This window comes from Oenococcus oeni (genome assembly GCF_020510245.1).
GTDB lineage: Bacteria > Bacillota > Bacilli > Lactobacillales > Lactobacillaceae > Oenococcus > Oenococcus oeni.
This window is the reverse complement of record NZ_CP084701.1, coordinates 787246-803398: the sequence shown is the minus strand read 5'-3', so window position 1 is coordinate 803398 and position 16153 is coordinate 787246. Positions and strand designations below refer to the sequence as shown.

The window sequence follows — 16153 nt, the reverse complement described above, 5'->3', positions numbered from 1 at the left end:
CACCAAGCAGGAACTATATTTTAAGAGTCGTACCAGCATAAATCAAATTAGTATTCGAGATATTGTTAAGTTTCGCCAAAGTACTAATACTTACGCCGTAGGCTTTTGCAATCGAAGTCAAAGTATCTCCAGAAGCGACGGTATAGCTCTTAGAAGAACTCGACGTTGAACTACTACTGGTAGAACTAGTCGGAGTAGAAGTAGAAGTAGAAGTAGAACTTCCAATCGTAAGAACTTCACCAACATAAATATAATCCGGATTGGATATATTATTGGCTGTGGCAATCGCGCTCACAGTTGTCCCGTAGGCTTTTGCAATCGAAGTCAAAGTATCTCCAGAAGCGACGGTATAGCTCTTAGAAGAACTCGACGTTGAACTACTACTGGTAGAACTAGTCGGAGTAGAAGTAGAAGTAGAAGTAGAACTTCCAATCGTAAGAACTTCACCAACATAAATATAATCCGGATTGGATATATTATTGGCTGTGGCAATCGCGCTCACAGTTGTCCCGTAGGCTTTTGCAATCGAAGTCAAAGTATCTCCAGAAGCGACGGTATAGCTCTTAGAAGAACTCGACGTTGAACTACTACTGGTAGAACTAGTCGGAGTAGAAGTAGAACCTGTTGTAGTAACAACCGTACCGCTATATTTGAATGCAAGACTATCCCAAGCCGTTAGATTATATTCATTAATGATTTCTTCTAATTCTTCAGTATAATCTGGATCAGTTGCATAGCCATCTTCGTAAATTTCTTCAGCAGCGGTAGCAGCATCCGTTTCGCCAATCAAATTACTATAGCGAGAATTTTCACTCAGTAATTCTTCATAGTCGGTAATACTTTCAGAATCGCTAGCATAAACCCGGAAATAATCGTCTATTTCATGGTAAGCACCGCTGTAATATTCTTCCGTTGGCATATCAACAGTTTGGCCATTATAGGAACCTTTGATTCCAAACAAATTATGGTATTCGCTCGCAAGCGTCGAAGTGCCCCAGCCACTTTCGAGAATCGCCTGCGCAGCTGTTAGTGATGGCAAAATCTTATATTGAGTCCAGCCATTAATTGCACTTTCAATAATTTCGTTTAGAAAAGTTGAAACTTTACTACTGTAATTGGCAGTATTCTCAGCCTCGATTTTTTCAATTTCAGCTTCCAACGCTGCTTGTGAGGAAGTGCTGCTTGAAGTCGTTACAAGCGCCATAATAGAATTCACTTCGCTTACCGCGATTGATGCTGCAGAACTAGCACTCGATGATGTTGCACTGCTGCTAGAAACAGATGAAGCTGAACTGGCGGCAGAACTAGCACTCGATGATGTTGCAATGCTGCTAGAAACAGATGAAGCTGAACTGGCGGCAGAACTAGCACTCGATGATGTTGCACTGCTGCTAGAAACAGATGAAGCTGAACTGGCGGCAGAACTAGCACTCGATGATGTTGCACTGCTGCTAGAAACAGATGAAGCTGAACTGGCGGCAGAACTAGCACTCGATGATGTTGCAATGCTGCTAGAAACAGATGAAGCTGAACTGGCGGCAGAACTAGCACTCGATGATGTTGCACTGCTGCTAGAAACAGATGAAGCTGAACTGGCGGCAGAACTAGCACTCGATGATGTTGCACTGCTGCTAGAAACAGATGAAGCTGAACTGGCGGCAGAACTAGCACTCGATGATGTTGCACTGCTGCTAGAAACAGATGAAGCTGAACTGGCGGCAGAACTAGCACTCGATGATGTTGCACTGCTGCTAGAAACAGATGAAGCTGAACTGGCGGCAGAACTAGCACTCGATGATGTTGCTGAAGAGCTCGTACCAGCTACCTCTTCAGTCTGCCCTTGGCCGGTAGTAGCCGCGTGAGTAACTTCCTGACCGGCGAATTGAAACTGTACAAAAAAAGTTGTTGCCATAATCGCAGCAAAACACCAAGTTTTACCCGCTTTATACATTTTGTAATGTAATTTTTTCGTATTAGTAACTGAATTCATATCGTTTAAAACTCCCGTAACATTTGGCTTAAAAATGTTTCATAAAACACGAGATAATAATAACACCAGCTTTTTTAATTAAGAAAGAATTAAGCAATAGTCTGTAATAAAACAATTTTTAAAATTGTAATAAGTTCGTTATTAGTTTCTTGAAGCTGACTTTTAGCAAGGTAGAATGCAATTCATTTTTTTGATATTGTTTATTTTTGTCATTTATTTGTAAATAATTTGTAAATAAAAATAATTTAAAAATACTGTTTTTCCTTCAAAAAAACACGTGCACATAAAGTTATCATTGGATTAACCAATTATTTAAAATGGCTGTTAAATTAATTAAAAAATTTTACATTCTTTACTTCAAGGCATACTAATAAACATCTTTTAATAACAATATATGCGTTTACAAGGTAGCATATAATTAGAAATAGGTGTTGACAACACCACAAAATTTTTCTTCTGAACATTTAATAGTTTTATTGTAAGAACGCTTATATAAAAACATAATTTTTCGAACTATTATTCACGACAAATTGACATCTTTGTTTTTCAAAAAAATAAACTAGAGAGGTCCATCACTATGAAAGATTTTTTAAAAAAGTTTCTTAAAATAACAGCATCGTGCGCTTTGATAACAAGCGGAATACTAGTGGCAGGAACGGTTTTTGTCACGAAAAAAATAGATAGTTCCGATGACAAAGCAAAAGATGAAGCGAATTCCATAAAAGACAAGATTACCAATAAAATAAAAGAAGGCTCTGAAAAAGCAATTAACAGTAAGGCAAGTAAAAAGAGCATAGCTAAGCTTGAAAATAAAACAAATAAAGCCAAAAAAGCCTTGGCAGATGCTGAAGGCAGGCTCAAAAATAAAATAGACGAGGTCAAAAAGAGTATCGACGAAAAATAATTAATTATATAAATACGAGATTTTAAAAAAGAACCCAAACAGGTTCTTTATTTTTTTGAATGCAACTTAATCAAATCGTGTAGTTGCTTGAAATCAGGTCTGATGTCATAAGCATGTTCTTTGGTCTTAATCAACCTTTGAATTTGTTGGTCAATGCGGTCCAAGTCCTCTTCATCAGTATAAGCAATCCAATTAATATGCTCCAACCAATCAAAATAGGCGTGTTTACCTTTTCCATAACTATTTCCAAAAAGCAGACAAGGAGTTCCAGTGAGAACCGAAAATACCATCGCATGCCAGCGGTCAGTAATAACTATTTCCTGATGAGCGAACAATTCTAATTCTTCTTTAAAGAGTTTTTCCCGATTAATAGGCGTGATTCGTTTAACCGTATCAAGGACGGTATCAGTCCGTTTTAGCGGACGATTATTATCCAACATCTTTTTCATCGAATCAATCAAGGAATCTCTGACAACCTTTTCACCGTCATGACGCAAAACAAACAATGCACCCGAACGCTTAAAATCATAATGAGAAGCTTTGAAATAAAGAACCATATCCGGAGTGAAGAGAACTTGATTATCGAAAGTTGTCTGCATACGATGATAGCTTTGTGCATCGCGGGCAATTAAAAACAAGTGTCGGTTTTTGCCATAAGCTTCCTGGCTTAGTTTCTGTTCCTTCAGCCCAGAAGGAGTATCTTCAAAGTGAATCGACTGAGGGAAAGAAATCGTTAAATTATTAACAAAAGTTGAAAAGACTTTTCGTCGGGCCGCTTCGTGATTCGTATAGAGGCTCCCCATATTTCCTCCGCCAACGAAAGAAACAATATCTTGGGAAGTGATGATTTTTTTGACCGCTTCAATCCCCTCATCGTTGTCATCTTCCAATATCTCAATATACTGATATTCAGGAAACTCATTTTCAATATACTTTCTTTGTGCTAGAGAAACTGCCTGGTCACCCAAATTAGTGTAACTGGGAATACCAAAGGCAAAAAACTTCGGTCGACTGTTGGTCGGAAGTACTTTATCAGCTTTCGTAGTTTCAATGAAAAAATCAGACATCTTTCCCTCCTAAAACTCTAATTCTTGTCCCTGGATATTAAATCTTTTTTCGATAAGCCTGCTGGATCACTTTAATTTATAGAAAACGAACACCAAAAGACAGGCTTTCATACCATTAGTGGTTCATTGTAAAAATGAAAAAATAACAAATGACTTTTCATAAATATGTAACAGTTGTCCTTAACAATAAGACGAAAAATCACCGTTTACCAAGGAAGCAAAAAGCTTCTTAAATCAATCTTACTCATAAAACTCAGTATAAATTTGTAAACGACCATTTTTAGCGATTTTTGTTTTTAAACTTGCAGTAGTAAGTACAAGCATATGTGATAATTAAAAAACAGATAGTTAAGAACTGTTTAATTAATGGAGAAGGAAAGGGATTTGAACCCTCGCATCGTAACAAAAGTTAACGACCTACCTGCCTAATAAATTAAACAGGCCTCTTAAACCAGACTTGAGTACTTCTCCGAAATTGTCGATTAGAAAATGGACAACAGAAAATATACTAACATAAAAAATTAAGAATTATAGCAAACAGATGGCTATTTTTTTAAATTACAGTAGATTCTAATATTGATAATTTTTCATGATTAAAAAAATTCAAACATTTTTAACTGAAAATTTCTTTGAATGGTACTTTCGACCTTCATTATTAATAATGTAGGCTCTAATATAAGTGGATTCATATTTTTCCGCCAGAGAAATTACTTTATTCCGATCGAAGGAAATTTGTATTGAATCCCAACCTTTCAATTCGAATTCACGCTGATCGTTAAATTTTAATCTTTTTTTATTGTCAAATAAGATTCCGCTGCTTTTAATTATTGAATTTGCACGGCTTCGATTAAGAATCTCGATTATCAAAACATTATCTTTAATAGGAATTAAATCATTGTTCAAGTGGCGGCCACCATTGTCATCTGCAGAAAAAATCCTTAAATCAAATTGTCTAAAACGAAACTGGATAAATCTCTGAATTTCTAAACATACAGCAGGAAAAATTACAATAATGGCCACGGTTCTCCAAAATGTCCCTTCAGCAAACCAGATACTATTTAGCCAATCCCATAAAGAACCCATAAACAAATATTAAATCTTATAGATACAAAAAACACCCAACTTCTTACGGTCGAGTGTTAAACAAAAAATAGATTAAGAAATTTCGGATACAATGCATAATTTTATATCCAAATACAATTATATAGAATTATCAATTTCTTTGCTCACAGGACGTTTACTAAAGCACCAACCGCCACTTAAGACCGTACTTTCGAAGCTTTATTTTATACTTGGTAAAGCAAAATACAGGTTATGCCAGTAGTTATTAGGTCTTTAAAGAAACAGAATATAGGAGTCAAGGATTGAGAAACTTGATAAAACTGAATCGCTTAAATAATCTTCATCGCATATGTAAAAAAATATTGCAATTAAAATTTGGAAGAAGTATGGTATTTCTATGGACATTGAAATAACCAGAGAAAAAAAATTAGCCGAGTTATTTAACGCTCTTAGCGAACCCAACCGAATCAGAATCATTAAAATTTTAAGAGATAGTGATAAGGAATTAACTTGCAGTCAAGTTAGCCAATCACTACAGATTGCCCCTTCTACAGTTTCCTATCACTTTAAAGCTCTCCGAAAATCCGGTTTGACAAGAACTCGGCAACAAGCGCAAAGCAAATTTTTGTCTTTAAACAAAGAAACTTTCCAAAAATATTTGCCTGGTTTTTTGAATTCATTATGATTTTTTTAAACTGTTATTTCGATAAACATAGAAATAGGAGAAAATAATATGAAATTATTTTATGCTGCTGGAGCAAGTTCCCTAGCACCACATATTTTACTCGAAGAAAGCAGTCTCACTTATGTTGTAGAAAAAGTTAATTTAGATACAAAAACATGGAACGAGGGACAAAACGATTATAAGCTAATCAATCCTAAATCATATGTTCCAGCACTCGAAACAGACAGTGGCAAAATAATAACCGAATGTGCTGTTATTTTGGAATATATTGCTAAGAAAGTGACAACTAGGAATTTAATTGCAGAATACGATAGTCAAACATATTGGCAACAAAGAATGTGGCTGAACTACATTGCGACCGAGTTACATAAAAACTTTATCTCATCTTTTAGAAAAGGAAATTGGTTACCAAATACAGTAAATTCGAAACAATTAGTCTATGAACGCGTTCTTCCAAGACTTGAATTTATTGATCAGAAATTAGATCGAAAAAATTACTTGGTTAATAATCGATTTTCCGCACCTGATGCTTATTTGTTTGTCATAACCAATTGGATTCGCCACTTGGAATATGGCTTCGATAAATTAGTCAACTTAGAAAGCTTTGATAAAAATATGAGAAAACGTTCAGCAATTGGCAGAGTTTTAAAGCAGGAAGGTAAAGCGCATTCTTTACAAGATGAATCAAATTAAACAGAATCACAGCCAATTAATTGAAGTCCTGTCAATTAATTCTTTGATTTTATTGCTATGGGAAATTAATAATACTGACCTGAATTGGCTATAAATTACATTTCTTTTGAACACAAAAACCGCCAAACTGCTGGCGGTTTTTATTTATTAAGCAAGAATTGATTGATTATTTATAACTCAGTTTACTTGAAATCCTTAGATTCACTTTGCTTTTTTTGCATGGGACTGAGATAACTTATTATTCTGCCCATAATAGGCATTTTTACCATGTTTTCGGTAATAGTGCTTATCCAACAGATACTGAGGAACATGAGTCTCGTCACGTGTCAGCTGTAAGGTATGATAGGCAATTTCAGCAGACACCTCGAGGACCTTGGCATTGTATACCGACTTGTCCGGAGTATCTCCCCAGCTAAAGGGACCGTGTTGGCTAACAAGCACAGCGGGAACGGCGTCCGGATCAATTCCACGTTTCTCAAATTCATCAACAATCACTTTGCCGGTATTCAACTCGTAAGCCGATTTGATTTGTGCTTCGTTTAAGGCCGGGGCACAGGGAATATCACCATAGAAGGTATCGGCATGAGTGGTGCTAACAGCCGGAATATCCATTTTTGCCGCGGCAAAGGAAACAGCCCAGGGACTATGGGTATGAGTAATTCCACCAATATTAGGAAAATGGTTATACAGATAAGCATGGGTCGGCGTATCACTGGAAGGATTAAGTTCACCCTCGACAACCTCGCCCTTTAAATTAACAACAACCATATCAGCAGCAGTTAACTTGTCATAGGCAACTCCTGACGGCTTAATGACAAACAAGCCTTTATCACGATCAATTCCCGAAACATTTCCCCAAGTGAAAGTTACCAGGCTGAGCTTTGGCAACTGCATATTTGCTTCATAGACTTCTTGCTTTAAATCCTCAAGCATGTTTTAGTTCCTCCTGTTTGATGCCAACCTTTTCAAAAAGATCATTAAAGAAATCTTTGGCTTTTTTTACTTCGTCAAGTGGATTGTCACTATCCTCGCTCCACATTTCGATCGTATATGAGCCACTGTAGCCAAGACGTTTCAAGGTTAAAAGTGCTCCGTAAAAGTCCACATCTCCTTGACCAAAAGAAACATTTTTGAACTTTCCTGGAAAATCATTAGTTACGTTTAAGGTATCTTTTAAATGAACGGCTGAAACGATATCAATCCCCTTTTCCAAATCCTCTGGTAGATTATTTTCCGGCCAGGCATTAATATTCCCCAGATCCGGATAGGCTTCCAAATAAGGTGAACGAATCATTGTTTTGATATGCCGGATCTTTTGAATCGAATCAATAAAAGGATCATCCATGGTTTCGATTGCCAAGATAATTTTCTTGGAAGCCGCATAATCAACAACTTCTTTTAGATTTCTTAAAAAAAGTTCCCGACTTGTCAAGGTCTTTTGTTCATAGTAAACGTCATAACCAGCCAGTTGAATCAATCGAATACCCAAATCAACAGCTAGGTCAACGGCCCTTTTAATCATCCAAACACCATGTTGGCGAGTTTTTTGGTCAGCCGAACCTAACGGAAACCTTCGGTTACCCGACAACATCAATGTCGGGATATCAACCGGTGAATTTTCAATCGCTTCTCTAACCTTTAAACGTTCTTGAAGATTCCAATCAAGCCGGGACTGTCTTTGATCAGACTCATCAATTGACATTTCGACAAAGTTAAAACCCAATTGATCGGCTAAATCTAATTTCTCGATCCAATCGGTTTTCTTTGGCAGGGCCTTTTCATAGATACCAAGTGAATTCATTGTTCCTCAATTTCCTCCTGCATATTTTTCAAATTAGTCCAAACTTTATCTAAGCTATTTAGCAATTTAACGTACATATGGTATTTCTTATCGTAAATTTTGACTTGATTATAGGTTGGAACATATTCTTTTTTAATGTGAACCATTTTGGATATGGCTTCATCAATATTCTTGTAAAGGCCGATACCAATAGCAGAAGCCATTGCTCCTCCAAGACCCCCGAGTTCGGATCCTGAAACCAGTTGTATAGGAATATTGAATATATTGGAAAATATTTTTACCCAAGCTGCCGAATTTGTTCCACCACCTGAAAGGCGTATCGCTAGAGGTTTATGCCCTAAAACTTTTATGAGTTTTTCAATATGCATTCTGTGTGAAAAAGCAATGCCTTCGTAAACTGATCTTATAATTGCAGATTTTGTAGTACTGCTTTGAATGCCTATATAAGCACCTTCTGCATCAGGATTTACATTTGATCCATATAGAAAAGGAAAGAATATAACTTTTGAATAGCTGGCATCAGTGTGCTCCAGAAAATCCTCCAAGATATCATAAATACTCTTGCCACTGCCTTTAGCATTATTTATTTCTTCGCTCATTAAACTTTGTAAAGTCATGGATAGATTACCAGCCGATGTAGCACTTGAAGACTCAATCAAATTTAAACCATTGGGGTAAATAGAGTTCATAAGTCCAGAAGAAATCTCTGATAGTTTCTTGGAAGGAAATACATTAATATTCCATGTTCCAGCAATAACACTAAAGTAGTCATCATCAACGACACCAGTAGCCAAAGAACAAGCATCAATATCAAACATTCCAGCAAATACTGGAGTTCCCTGAAGAAGACCGGTGTCTTCTGCTGCCTTATAAGTAATTTCGCCAACTTCTTCGTTATATTTTTTTAGTGGTGGCATTTTACTAAACATTTCTGGAATATCGAAAAAATTAAATAATCTAGAGTCATATTGTTGAGTAGACAAGTTAAGAAAATTGTTTCCGGAGGCATCGCCATATTCCTGAAAAATCTGGCCTGTCAAACGTTCTCTGATAAAATCCTTGGCAGCCAAAACATACCCTATGTTCAAATAAATATCCGTTCTATTATTTTTTAGCCAATTCAGCAATACAGGAGATTGGCTTTCCATAACGTGTTGGTGACTAATTGGATATATTTTAGAAACATCTTTTTCAAATCGTTCTGCTTCTTTAATTGCTCTTGAATCAGTTGACAATATTCCATGAGTAAAAATACGTTTTTGATTATCTAATATATAAAGTCCTTTACCATGCCCTACACAAGAAACACCAATAATATCTTGAGCCGCAATTTTAGAAGTGCGGATTACTTTTTTTATAGCATGACCAATTGCATTCCAAAGATCATTTAAATCAATTTCATGAAATCCTGGTTTATTTTCAATTCGAATCGTAGGAAACGAAACAGAATTAATTTGATTGCCATTATCATCAAAAATAATTGCTTTTGTATTCGTTCCACCATTGTCAATAGTTAAAAAATATTTAGACATTTATTTTCACTTCCACGAACAATTAATCTGTATTCAGTATTTTATAAATTGCAACCTGATTAGCCTCTCGATTCGCAGACAATAAATACTGCACACCTTCTTTTCCATAAACGAGCACGTTACTTGGACCAACATTAGATTCAATTAAATTGAATTTAGGTTTTCCGTCTTCAAAACCTATTAACTCTAAATTTTGTCTTTCTGATCTAAAACCAAAAATAAAATATTGCTTCGATCCAATTCGTCCACCCCAAATAGCATGTCCGAATGGGGAATCACTTCCACTTTTAAAAATAGTATTGAAATTACAATCATAAATTCTTATATAAGGCCCATGAAATCCTTCGATGGCCAAATATTCGGGTTTTCCATTGTCGTTTAAATCAGCACTGGCAATATCACTAGTTTCTCTATCAACTAATCGTGTCAATTTCCAGTCACCATTTGAATCAGGATAATCCAAACGGTATATTCCCTGTGCCCCAGTTATTAGCGAATATCCATCCATGCGTTTGTATCCATGATTTTTAGTTAGTTCAAAGTCCAATTGCTTTAAGTTATTTACTTTTGCTTCTCTATCATCATAATCACCAACCCAAATTCTGCCTGGATCGCTCCAATCATCCGTATTTTTTTTCGAATTAGCAATCGAACAGCCAACAAACCAAAGGCCTCCATCGTGAGAAATTAAATCAAACCGATGAATATAAGGAAAATCGCCAACCACAGTTTGGTCCCAGTTAGTCCCGTTAAAAATTTCTTTTACAATTCGGCATTGTGATGAATTAAAACCAGGATAAAACCTTTGGGTAGCCACGAAATTCAAAGTACCTGGAATGGGCACCATTGTCATGGTTCCACCTATATCAGGCCAAACAGTGATTCTCTTGTAATTATTATTCAAATCATATGCATAGAGATTGATTCCATTAATAAAGCAATCTCTTCTTAAATTTGGCTGCAATATCAGCTATAAGGAGAAAGAATGAAGGAATCCATATCAGCAGAACAAATTACGATTGACCAAATGGCACAGATGATTGATCACACTTTTTTGAAGGCTTACGCAAAAAAAGAAGACCTAAAAAAACTTTGTGAAGAAGCCAAAGCAAATCATTTCAAAATGGTGGCGATTAATTCTGTTCCTGTTGCATATTGCCACAAACAGTTGAAGGGCTCAAATGTACATGTAGGGGCAGCAATTAGTTTTCCGCTCGGACAGACTACAATCGAAAGCAAAGCATTCGAGACAAAAAACGCGATCGAAAATGGTGCCGACGAGATTGATTACGTTCTAAATATTGGTCAATTAAAAGACAAAAATCTTGATTACATTCGAAGAGAAATGGAAACGATCGTCAAGCTCTGCCACTCTCACAAGGTAATTGTGAAAGTAATTCTGGAAACTTGTTATCTAACTGATCTGGATATTATCAATGCTTGCCAGATTGCCAGAGAAATTAAACCTGATTTTGTGAAGACTTCTACTGGCTTCGGCAGTGCGGGTGCCAAAGTGGAAGACGTCCGTTTAATGAAAAAAACAGTAGGTAGCCTTGTCAAGGTTAAGGCTGCAGGCGGTATTCAGTCCCTAACTGATGCACTCGCAATGATCAAAGCCGGTGCAGAACGAATCGGTACGAGCCACGGCATAGAAATTATTAACGAACTAAAAAGAAGCCAAAATCATAGACAAGTTTAGATTGCTACAATAATTATTAAAATTTCTCAATTGGCTTATCCGATTCTTTCACAGATTTTTTCTAAGCAGAGTTAAGCATAAATAAAAAAGCGAGGAAAAATATTCCCTCGCTCCTTTAAATAAAATTTAATTGAAATAACAAGCAAAAAGCCATGAAAAAGATGGCTTCTTAATATAAAGACTAGTATGCAGAATAATTGTCCTTTTTTATCAATTCATTTTATTTCAATCTGTATATCTGCTCGTTATCATTTATCCTCGATCCTTTTATACAGCTCAACTATCTCACCGGCCAGATCACGAAAGGTAATCGCGGTCATGACATGGTCCTGGGCATGGACCATTAACAGACACATTTGGGCGTGTTCTCCGTTTGCTTCTTTAGTCAACATATCAGTCTGGGCGTTATGGGCCTGGGCTAGAAAACGATCGGCTTCTGTTAGTTTTAGTTCGGCTTCTTTGAAGTCTTTTTCTTTTGCGGCCTTAATGGCTAAGAAGGATGCTCCTTTGGCATTGCCGCCGGCGATGATCAGGCTCATGATGACCTTTTGGTTTTCAATCTCTTCACTCATCTTAGCCGATCTCTTTTAAAGCCTGGTTTAAAACTTTTTCTCCGTTCATCAGCCCATAGTCCTGCATGTTAATTACTTCAACTGGGATTTTGACCTTTTCTTTAAACTGGGAGAGCATATAGCTGACCTGGGGTCCGAGCATTAAAATATCCGGCTGTTCGCTTTCTAGTTTGTTATCGGCATCGGAAGCAGCCGTGGCAAAGATATCAACATCTTCTCCCTGCTCTTTAGCCGCCTTTTGCATCTTGCTTACCAGTAGGCTGGTCGACATCCCGGCCGCACAAACCAACATTACTTTTTTCTCTGCCATTATTGTTCCTTTCACTATTAATCTAAATAATGTTATTTTTGATTCTCTAAGCTGGCTTCTCTAGCCATTACACGCTCACTAATCTTCATAAAAGGCAAATAGAATAAAACACCAATTATAATAATCAGAAGCTGGGCAATAACAGCCCGCCAATCACCCGCTGTAGCTAAATAAGCACTCAAGAGTGGTGGTGTGGTCCATGGAATAAATACAACGACTCGACTCATCCAACCAATGCTCGTAAAGAAATAGACAATCAAAATGCCAATGACCGGTTGTAAAACGAAGGGAATCATCATTGGAATGTTGAAAACAATCGGATATCCAAAAATAACGGGTTCATTAATATTGAATAAACCAGGCGCACCGGACAAACTCGCAACATTTTTACTAGCCCTTTGCTTAGAAAAAATAAAGATTGCAATCAACAAACAAATAGTAGATCCTGTACCACCGATCATGCCAAAGGTACCCTAAATGTATTCGTTAAAATATATGGAATTGCCTTGTGTGCCGCATAAGCAGCCATGTTTTTATTCATGTTAATTAATAGAACAGGATCCAACAAAGTACCATTAATAACGGTCTGATGAATTCCCAAAGTGAATAGAAAATTACCACAACTATAAATGAATAACATTCCCGGAAGGCTTGTATTAAATCTTCTTAATGGTTCTTGAATAAGATTGGTAATCAGTGCGATTAAATTAGTTTTTCCAATTACTAGAAGTAACGAAGAAAGGAGGTCCATAAAGCTCAAGGTGATGATAACCGGAATCATATCACTAAATGAAGCAGAGACTGAGGGAGGGACATTCCCACCAATGTTTATTTTTAGGTGCTTTATTTTAGAAAGGCGGATAAATACTTCTGTGGCCACTAATCCAATTATGATTCCAGCGAACATACCAGTTGTTCCTAAATTGGAAAAATCCAATGCACCTGAAATATTAACAGCCTTTTTTGCTCCAACAGGAACGAGATTAATAGTAAAAGGCATAACAATTATTAAACTCGAAAGTGCAATCACTGCGGCCAATAAAGGATTATTGAATCCTTTATTTTTCGCTAATGTATAACCAATAACTGGCGCCAAAACCAAGCCAGCAATGTTCAGTGTTCCGTTGGTAACCATGTTTCCCCAAAATTGTAAATTCGTTAAATGCTGACCAGCAGCGAAAAAGGGAAAAATGACATTGTTAATCAGAACTGCTAACCCTGCAAGAATAAAAAGAGGCATGATAGTCGCGAAAGCGTCACGAAGGGACCTTAAATGTACTTCATTCCCAACTCTTGCAGAAAAATCGGAGAATTTATCCAATATCTTTTTTCCTTTTGATTTATTTGCGGAATTATCCATTTTAATTCACCTCTTGCCTCTACAATTCTGTTCCATTAGACTTGATTACTTTCTGAAGCCAGTAATAACTTTTTTTGGAACTCGTTTCAAATCAAGGATTTCGTGATTCGTACGATTAACATAAACAACACCATATCTTTTATCGACGTTCCCTTTAGAACTTGGGATATCAATAAGCCCCCAACCTAAATATCCGATTACATTAGCACCATCTCTAACGGCTTTCTTTAAAGCTCTGATATGCGATCGATGGTATTGAACTCTATAACTATCATCAATTTGGTTTTGAACATCCCAATTTTCTCTAACACCAATACCATTCTCGATTGGAAAAATTGGTAAATGCGTGCGATTATATAAATCGATTAAAATACCGTAAAAACCCTGAGGATCTATTTGCCATCCCCATTCATTAGAAAGTAGATATGGATTTTTTTTATATCCCATTTGGCCATAATAGTTAGGAATAGATCCAACTGGTATTTGACTACTATCTAAAGTGGAAGTCGTATAATAGCTAAAACTTATAAAATCACTTCTATTATTGCCAATTTCTAAAAGATCGGATGGTTTTAAAATATCTTCTAGATGATTTTCTTTCATAAAACCAATAACTTCCGTCGAATATTTTCCTTCAACGAAAACTCTCAGCAAATTATAATCAACAAACTCTTTATATTTCCTAGTCACTTCCACATCCGTGGGCAGTGGGCTATAAGGATACGCTTCCTGAAAAGCTTCCATACCACCAATTTTCAAGTCAGGTTTCGATTGGTGAATATAATTAGCTACCAAACAATGAGCAAGAATAGTATTGTGCTGAATTTGATACAATTCTCTCAACGTTTTCTTTCCAGTAAGGTAGCCGCTACTTTCGAAAGCAGAACTTAAACTAAAACAATTTTGCTCATTAAACGTTATCCAATATTTAACACGATCTCCGAATTTTTCAATCATTTTTTTGCATATTCAAAAAAAGCACTAACAACTTTTTGATTTAAAAAACCGTTATATTTTTTTGCCAAAGCCAGCGGCATATCAAAATGGTATAGACAAATCATTGGTTCAATACCCGCTTTTAAAAGATTGTCAATTAAACGATTATAAAAATCTATACCTGTTTGGTTGAAATCCCCTTCACCTTCTGGTTGGACTCGACTCCAAGAAATCTGAAATCGATAAAAATTCATTCCCAAGTTTTGCATTATGTTAACATCTTCGGGATATCGATGATATTCATCAATTGCAACTTTCCAATCAGAATTATCAGGACCGCTTGGTTTAATATCGTAAACTGACATTCCCTTACCACCCTCGTTCCAGGCACCTTCAGTTTGCATGCTAGAAGTAGAATTGCCCCAAAAAACCCCTTCTTTAATTCTCCCATGTGAAATGTACTCACTTTCCGTAATCAATAATGAAAGCGCTACCATTGATTACGATTAAATTATAAATGCTTTTTTGTAAAATGTAAACTCTTTTTTAAATTTGTAAACTCATATTTGTGATTACCCATTAATGTTTGGTTTTTAATGAATAATTTGTGATAATAAAACAGAATTAAATTGATTAAGAAGGCGAACTTGGCAAAATATATAGAAATAGCTAACACACTTCGTACAAGCATTAGCAATCACGAATACAAGAATAACGATCCGTTTCCTGATCAACAGGCTTTATCAAAAAAATTTTCAACAAGTAGGATGACTATCCAAAAAGCACTTAATATCCTAAAGACAGAAGGTCTGATATATAGTAAACAAGGTTCTGGAACTTTTGTATCAAGCAATGCAGATCTTATAGAGCAAACCGATTTGGAAATAAATCAATATATAGGTACAACTGATTTATTTGGAAAAACCCATAAAATTAATAGCAAAATCATTAAATTCACTATTCGTTATCCTGATAAATCCGAGCAAAATGCGCTAAGAATTTCGAAAAAAGATTTAATTTATGATATTACACGTCTACGTATTGTTGATGAAGAACCGTATGTACTTGAATACACAAAAATGCCAGTTAAAGTAATTCCTGGTATTTCGGATGATATCTTAAAAAAATCTATTTATCACTATATTAAGTCAGACTTAAATCTCAAAATCGGTTCTGCCTTTAGAAAAATTAGAGCAGATAAGCCTAATTTATTTGATAAAAAATTTCTTAATTGTAAAAATGAAGACCCGATTTTAGAGATAACACAAACAGCTTTCCTAAATAGTGATATACCATTCGAATTTTCTCGCGTAAGATATCGCTATGATAAGGGAAATATGGTAGTTTTTGTAAAATCTAGTTTCGAAAGATAGTTAATAATATTCCATTTCATTAAATTCTAAATTTGTCACTTTATACGTCCTACTAGATAGGGAAAATAACTTATCAAAAAAAGAGATTTAACATAATTAAAGACAAATTTTTTAGGAAATCTGGATTTAAAAGAAAAAACAGCTTTAATAAAATGCATCCAATATCGTA

The 16153-nt window shown here is 35.8% G+C and carries 14 protein-coding genes, 1 tRNA gene and 2 pseudogenes; 5 read left to right on the top strand and 12 right to left on the bottom strand.

Annotation, left to right across the window (positions count from 1 at the left end; translation table 11 throughout):
• Nucleotides 1–13: 13 nt before the first annotated feature.
• Nucleotides 14–1990, bottom strand: a complete 1977-nt coding sequence (locus tag J3U91_RS04300) for a LysM peptidoglycan-binding domain-containing protein (protein ID WP_226489991.1) — start codon at nucleotides 1988–1990, stop codon at nucleotides 14–16.
• Between the two features lie 577 nt (nucleotides 1991–2567).
• Here J3U91_RS04300 and J3U91_RS04295 point away from each other — a divergent pair.
• Entirely contained in the window at nucleotides 2568–2894 is a 327-nt protein-coding gene (locus tag J3U91_RS04295; RefSeq protein WP_002820401.1) for a hypothetical protein, read from the top strand.
• Between the two features lie 47 nt (nucleotides 2895–2941).
• Here the strand turns inward: J3U91_RS04295 and J3U91_RS04290 are convergent, their stop codons facing one another.
• The 3 genes from J3U91_RS04290 to J3U91_RS04280 all read right to left on the bottom strand — a co-directional run bounded on the left by J3U91_RS04290 (nucleotide 2942) and on the right by J3U91_RS04280 (nucleotide 5044).
• Entirely contained in the window at nucleotides 2942–3961 is a 1020-nt protein-coding gene (locus J3U91_RS04290) for a polysaccharide pyruvyl transferase family protein (RefSeq protein WP_002820402.1), read from the bottom strand.
• A 367-nt stretch (nucleotides 3962–4328) separates the two neighbouring features.
• A tRNA-OTHER gene (locus J3U91_RS04285) sits at nucleotides 4329–4432 on the bottom strand.
• 132 nt (nucleotides 4433–4564) lie between these two features.
• On the bottom strand, nucleotides 4565–5044 hold the full coding sequence (locus tag J3U91_RS04280; RefSeq protein ID WP_002820403.1) for a hypothetical protein: 480 nt from the start codon (nucleotides 5042–5044) through the stop codon (nucleotides 4565–4567).
• 376 nt (nucleotides 5045–5420) lie between these two features.
• On the opposite strand from J3U91_RS04280, the gene J3U91_RS04275 reads away from it, so the two are divergent.
• Together J3U91_RS04275 and J3U91_RS04270 are read left to right on the top strand one after the other, a co-directional pair.
• Nucleotides 5421–5708, top strand: a complete 288-nt coding sequence (locus tag J3U91_RS04275) for an ArsR/SmtB family transcription factor (protein ID WP_002819051.1) — start codon at nucleotides 5421–5423, stop codon at nucleotides 5706–5708.
• Nucleotides 5709–5756: 48 nt separating this feature from the next.
• On the top strand, nucleotides 5757–6401 hold the full coding sequence (locus J3U91_RS04270) for a glutathione S-transferase N-terminal domain-containing protein (protein WP_002819052.1): 645 nt from the start codon (nucleotides 5757–5759) through the stop codon (nucleotides 6399–6401).
• A 201-nt stretch (nucleotides 6402–6602) separates the two neighbouring features.
• Here the strand turns inward: J3U91_RS04270 and J3U91_RS04265 are convergent, their stop codons facing one another.
• Genes J3U91_RS04265 through J3U91_RS04250 form a run of 4 tightly spaced genes read right to left on the bottom strand, consistent with a single transcriptional unit; the run spans nucleotide 6603 to nucleotide 10638 of the window.
• On the bottom strand, nucleotides 6603–7334 hold the full coding sequence (locus tag J3U91_RS04265; RefSeq protein ID WP_002819053.1) for an L-ribulose-5-phosphate 4-epimerase: 732 nt from the start codon (nucleotides 7332–7334) through the stop codon (nucleotides 6603–6605).
• Entirely contained in the window at nucleotides 7327–8202 is an 876-nt protein-coding gene (locus J3U91_RS04260) for an L-ribulose-5-phosphate 3-epimerase (protein WP_002819054.1), read from the bottom strand. The genes J3U91_RS04265 and J3U91_RS04260 overlap by 8 nt, the downstream gene beginning before the upstream one ends.
• A complete protein-coding gene (locus J3U91_RS04255; RefSeq protein ID WP_002819055.1) occupies nucleotides 8199–9734 on the bottom strand; it encodes an FGGY-family carbohydrate kinase in 1536 nt (511 codons plus the stop codon). The genes J3U91_RS04260 and J3U91_RS04255 overlap by 4 nt, the downstream gene beginning before the upstream one ends.
• Nucleotides 9735–9756: 22 nt before the next feature.
• Entirely contained in the window at nucleotides 9757–10638 is an 882-nt protein-coding gene (locus tag J3U91_RS04250) for a hypothetical protein (RefSeq protein WP_226489990.1), read from the bottom strand.
• An 81-nt stretch (nucleotides 10639–10719) separates the two neighbouring features.
• On the opposite strand from J3U91_RS04250, the gene deoC reads away from it, so the two are divergent.
• Complete coding sequence (gene deoC, locus J3U91_RS04245) at nucleotides 10720–11433, top strand: deoxyribose-phosphate aldolase (protein WP_002819058.1); 714 nt, start codon at nucleotides 10720–10722, stop codon at nucleotides 11431–11433.
• 248 nt (nucleotides 11434–11681) lie between these two features.
• Here the strand turns inward: deoC and J3U91_RS04240 are convergent, their stop codons facing one another.
• From J3U91_RS04240 to J3U91_RS04225, 4 genes and pseudogenes are all read right to left on the bottom strand, one after another.
• Nucleotides 11682–12005, bottom strand: a complete 324-nt coding sequence (locus J3U91_RS04240; RefSeq protein WP_002820083.1) for a PTS sugar transporter subunit IIA — start codon at nucleotides 12003–12005, stop codon at nucleotides 11682–11684.
• Between the two features lies 1 nt (nucleotide 12006).
• Nucleotides 12007–12315, bottom strand: coding sequence for a PTS sugar transporter subunit IIB (locus J3U91_RS04235; RefSeq protein WP_002820084.1), 309 nt, complete (start codon nucleotides 12313–12315; stop codon nucleotides 12007–12009).
• A 32-nt stretch (nucleotides 12316–12347) separates the two neighbouring features.
• Nucleotides 12348–13675, bottom strand: a pseudogene (locus tag J3U91_RS04230) (PTS sugar transporter subunit IIC).
• Nucleotides 13676–13694: 19 nt separating this feature from the next.
• Nucleotides 13695–15015: pseudogene (locus tag J3U91_RS04225) on the bottom strand (glycoside hydrolase family 1 protein).
• A 243-nt stretch (nucleotides 15016–15258) separates the two neighbouring features.
• Between J3U91_RS04225 and J3U91_RS04220 the strand changes: the two are divergent.
• Nucleotides 15259–15984: a GntR family transcriptional regulator gene (locus J3U91_RS04220; protein ID WP_002819073.1), complete on the top strand. Its 726-nt coding sequence runs from the start codon at nucleotides 15259–15261 to the stop codon at nucleotides 15982–15984.
• Nucleotides 15985–16153: the final 169 nt, after the last annotated feature.

Coding starts and splice junctions, on each gene's coding strand:
- J3U91_RS04290 (WP_002820402.1), bottom strand. CDS start 3,961: ATGTCTGATTTTTTCATTGAAACTACGAAAGCTGATAAAGTACTTCCG.
- J3U91_RS04300 (WP_226489991.1), bottom strand. CDS start 1,990: ATGAATTCAGTTACTAATACGAAAAAATTACATTACAAAATGTATAAA.
- J3U91_RS04235 (WP_002820084.1), bottom strand. CDS start 12,315: ATGGCAGAGAAAAAAGTAATGTTGGTTTGTGCGGCCGGGATGTCGACC.
- J3U91_RS04295 (WP_002820401.1), top strand. CDS start 2,568: ATGAAAGATTTTTTAAAAAAGTTTCTTAAAATAACAGCATCGTGCGCT.
- deoC (WP_002819058.1), top strand. CDS start 10,720: ATGAAGGAATCCATATCAGCAGAACAAATTACGATTGACCAAATGGCA.
- J3U91_RS04280 (WP_002820403.1), bottom strand. CDS start 5,044: ATGGGTTCTTTATGGGATTGGCTAAATAGTATCTGGTTTGCTGAAGGG.
- J3U91_RS04265 (WP_002819053.1), bottom strand. CDS start 7,334: ATGCTTGAGGATTTAAAGCAAGAAGTCTATGAAGCAAATATGCAGTTG.
- J3U91_RS04255 (WP_002819055.1), bottom strand. CDS start 9,734: ATGTCTAAATATTTTTTAACTATTGACAATGGTGGAACGAATACAAAA.
- J3U91_RS04260 (WP_002819054.1), bottom strand. CDS start 8,202: ATGAATTCACTTGGTATCTATGAAAAGGCCCTGCCAAAGAAAACCGAT.
- J3U91_RS04240 (WP_002820083.1), bottom strand. CDS start 12,005: ATGAGTGAAGAGATTGAAAACCAAAAGGTCATCATGAGCCTGATCATC.
- J3U91_RS04275 (WP_002819051.1), top strand. CDS start 5,421: ATGGACATTGAAATAACCAGAGAAAAAAAATTAGCCGAGTTATTTAAC.
- J3U91_RS04270 (WP_002819052.1), top strand. CDS start 5,757: ATGAAATTATTTTATGCTGCTGGAGCAAGTTCCCTAGCACCACATATT.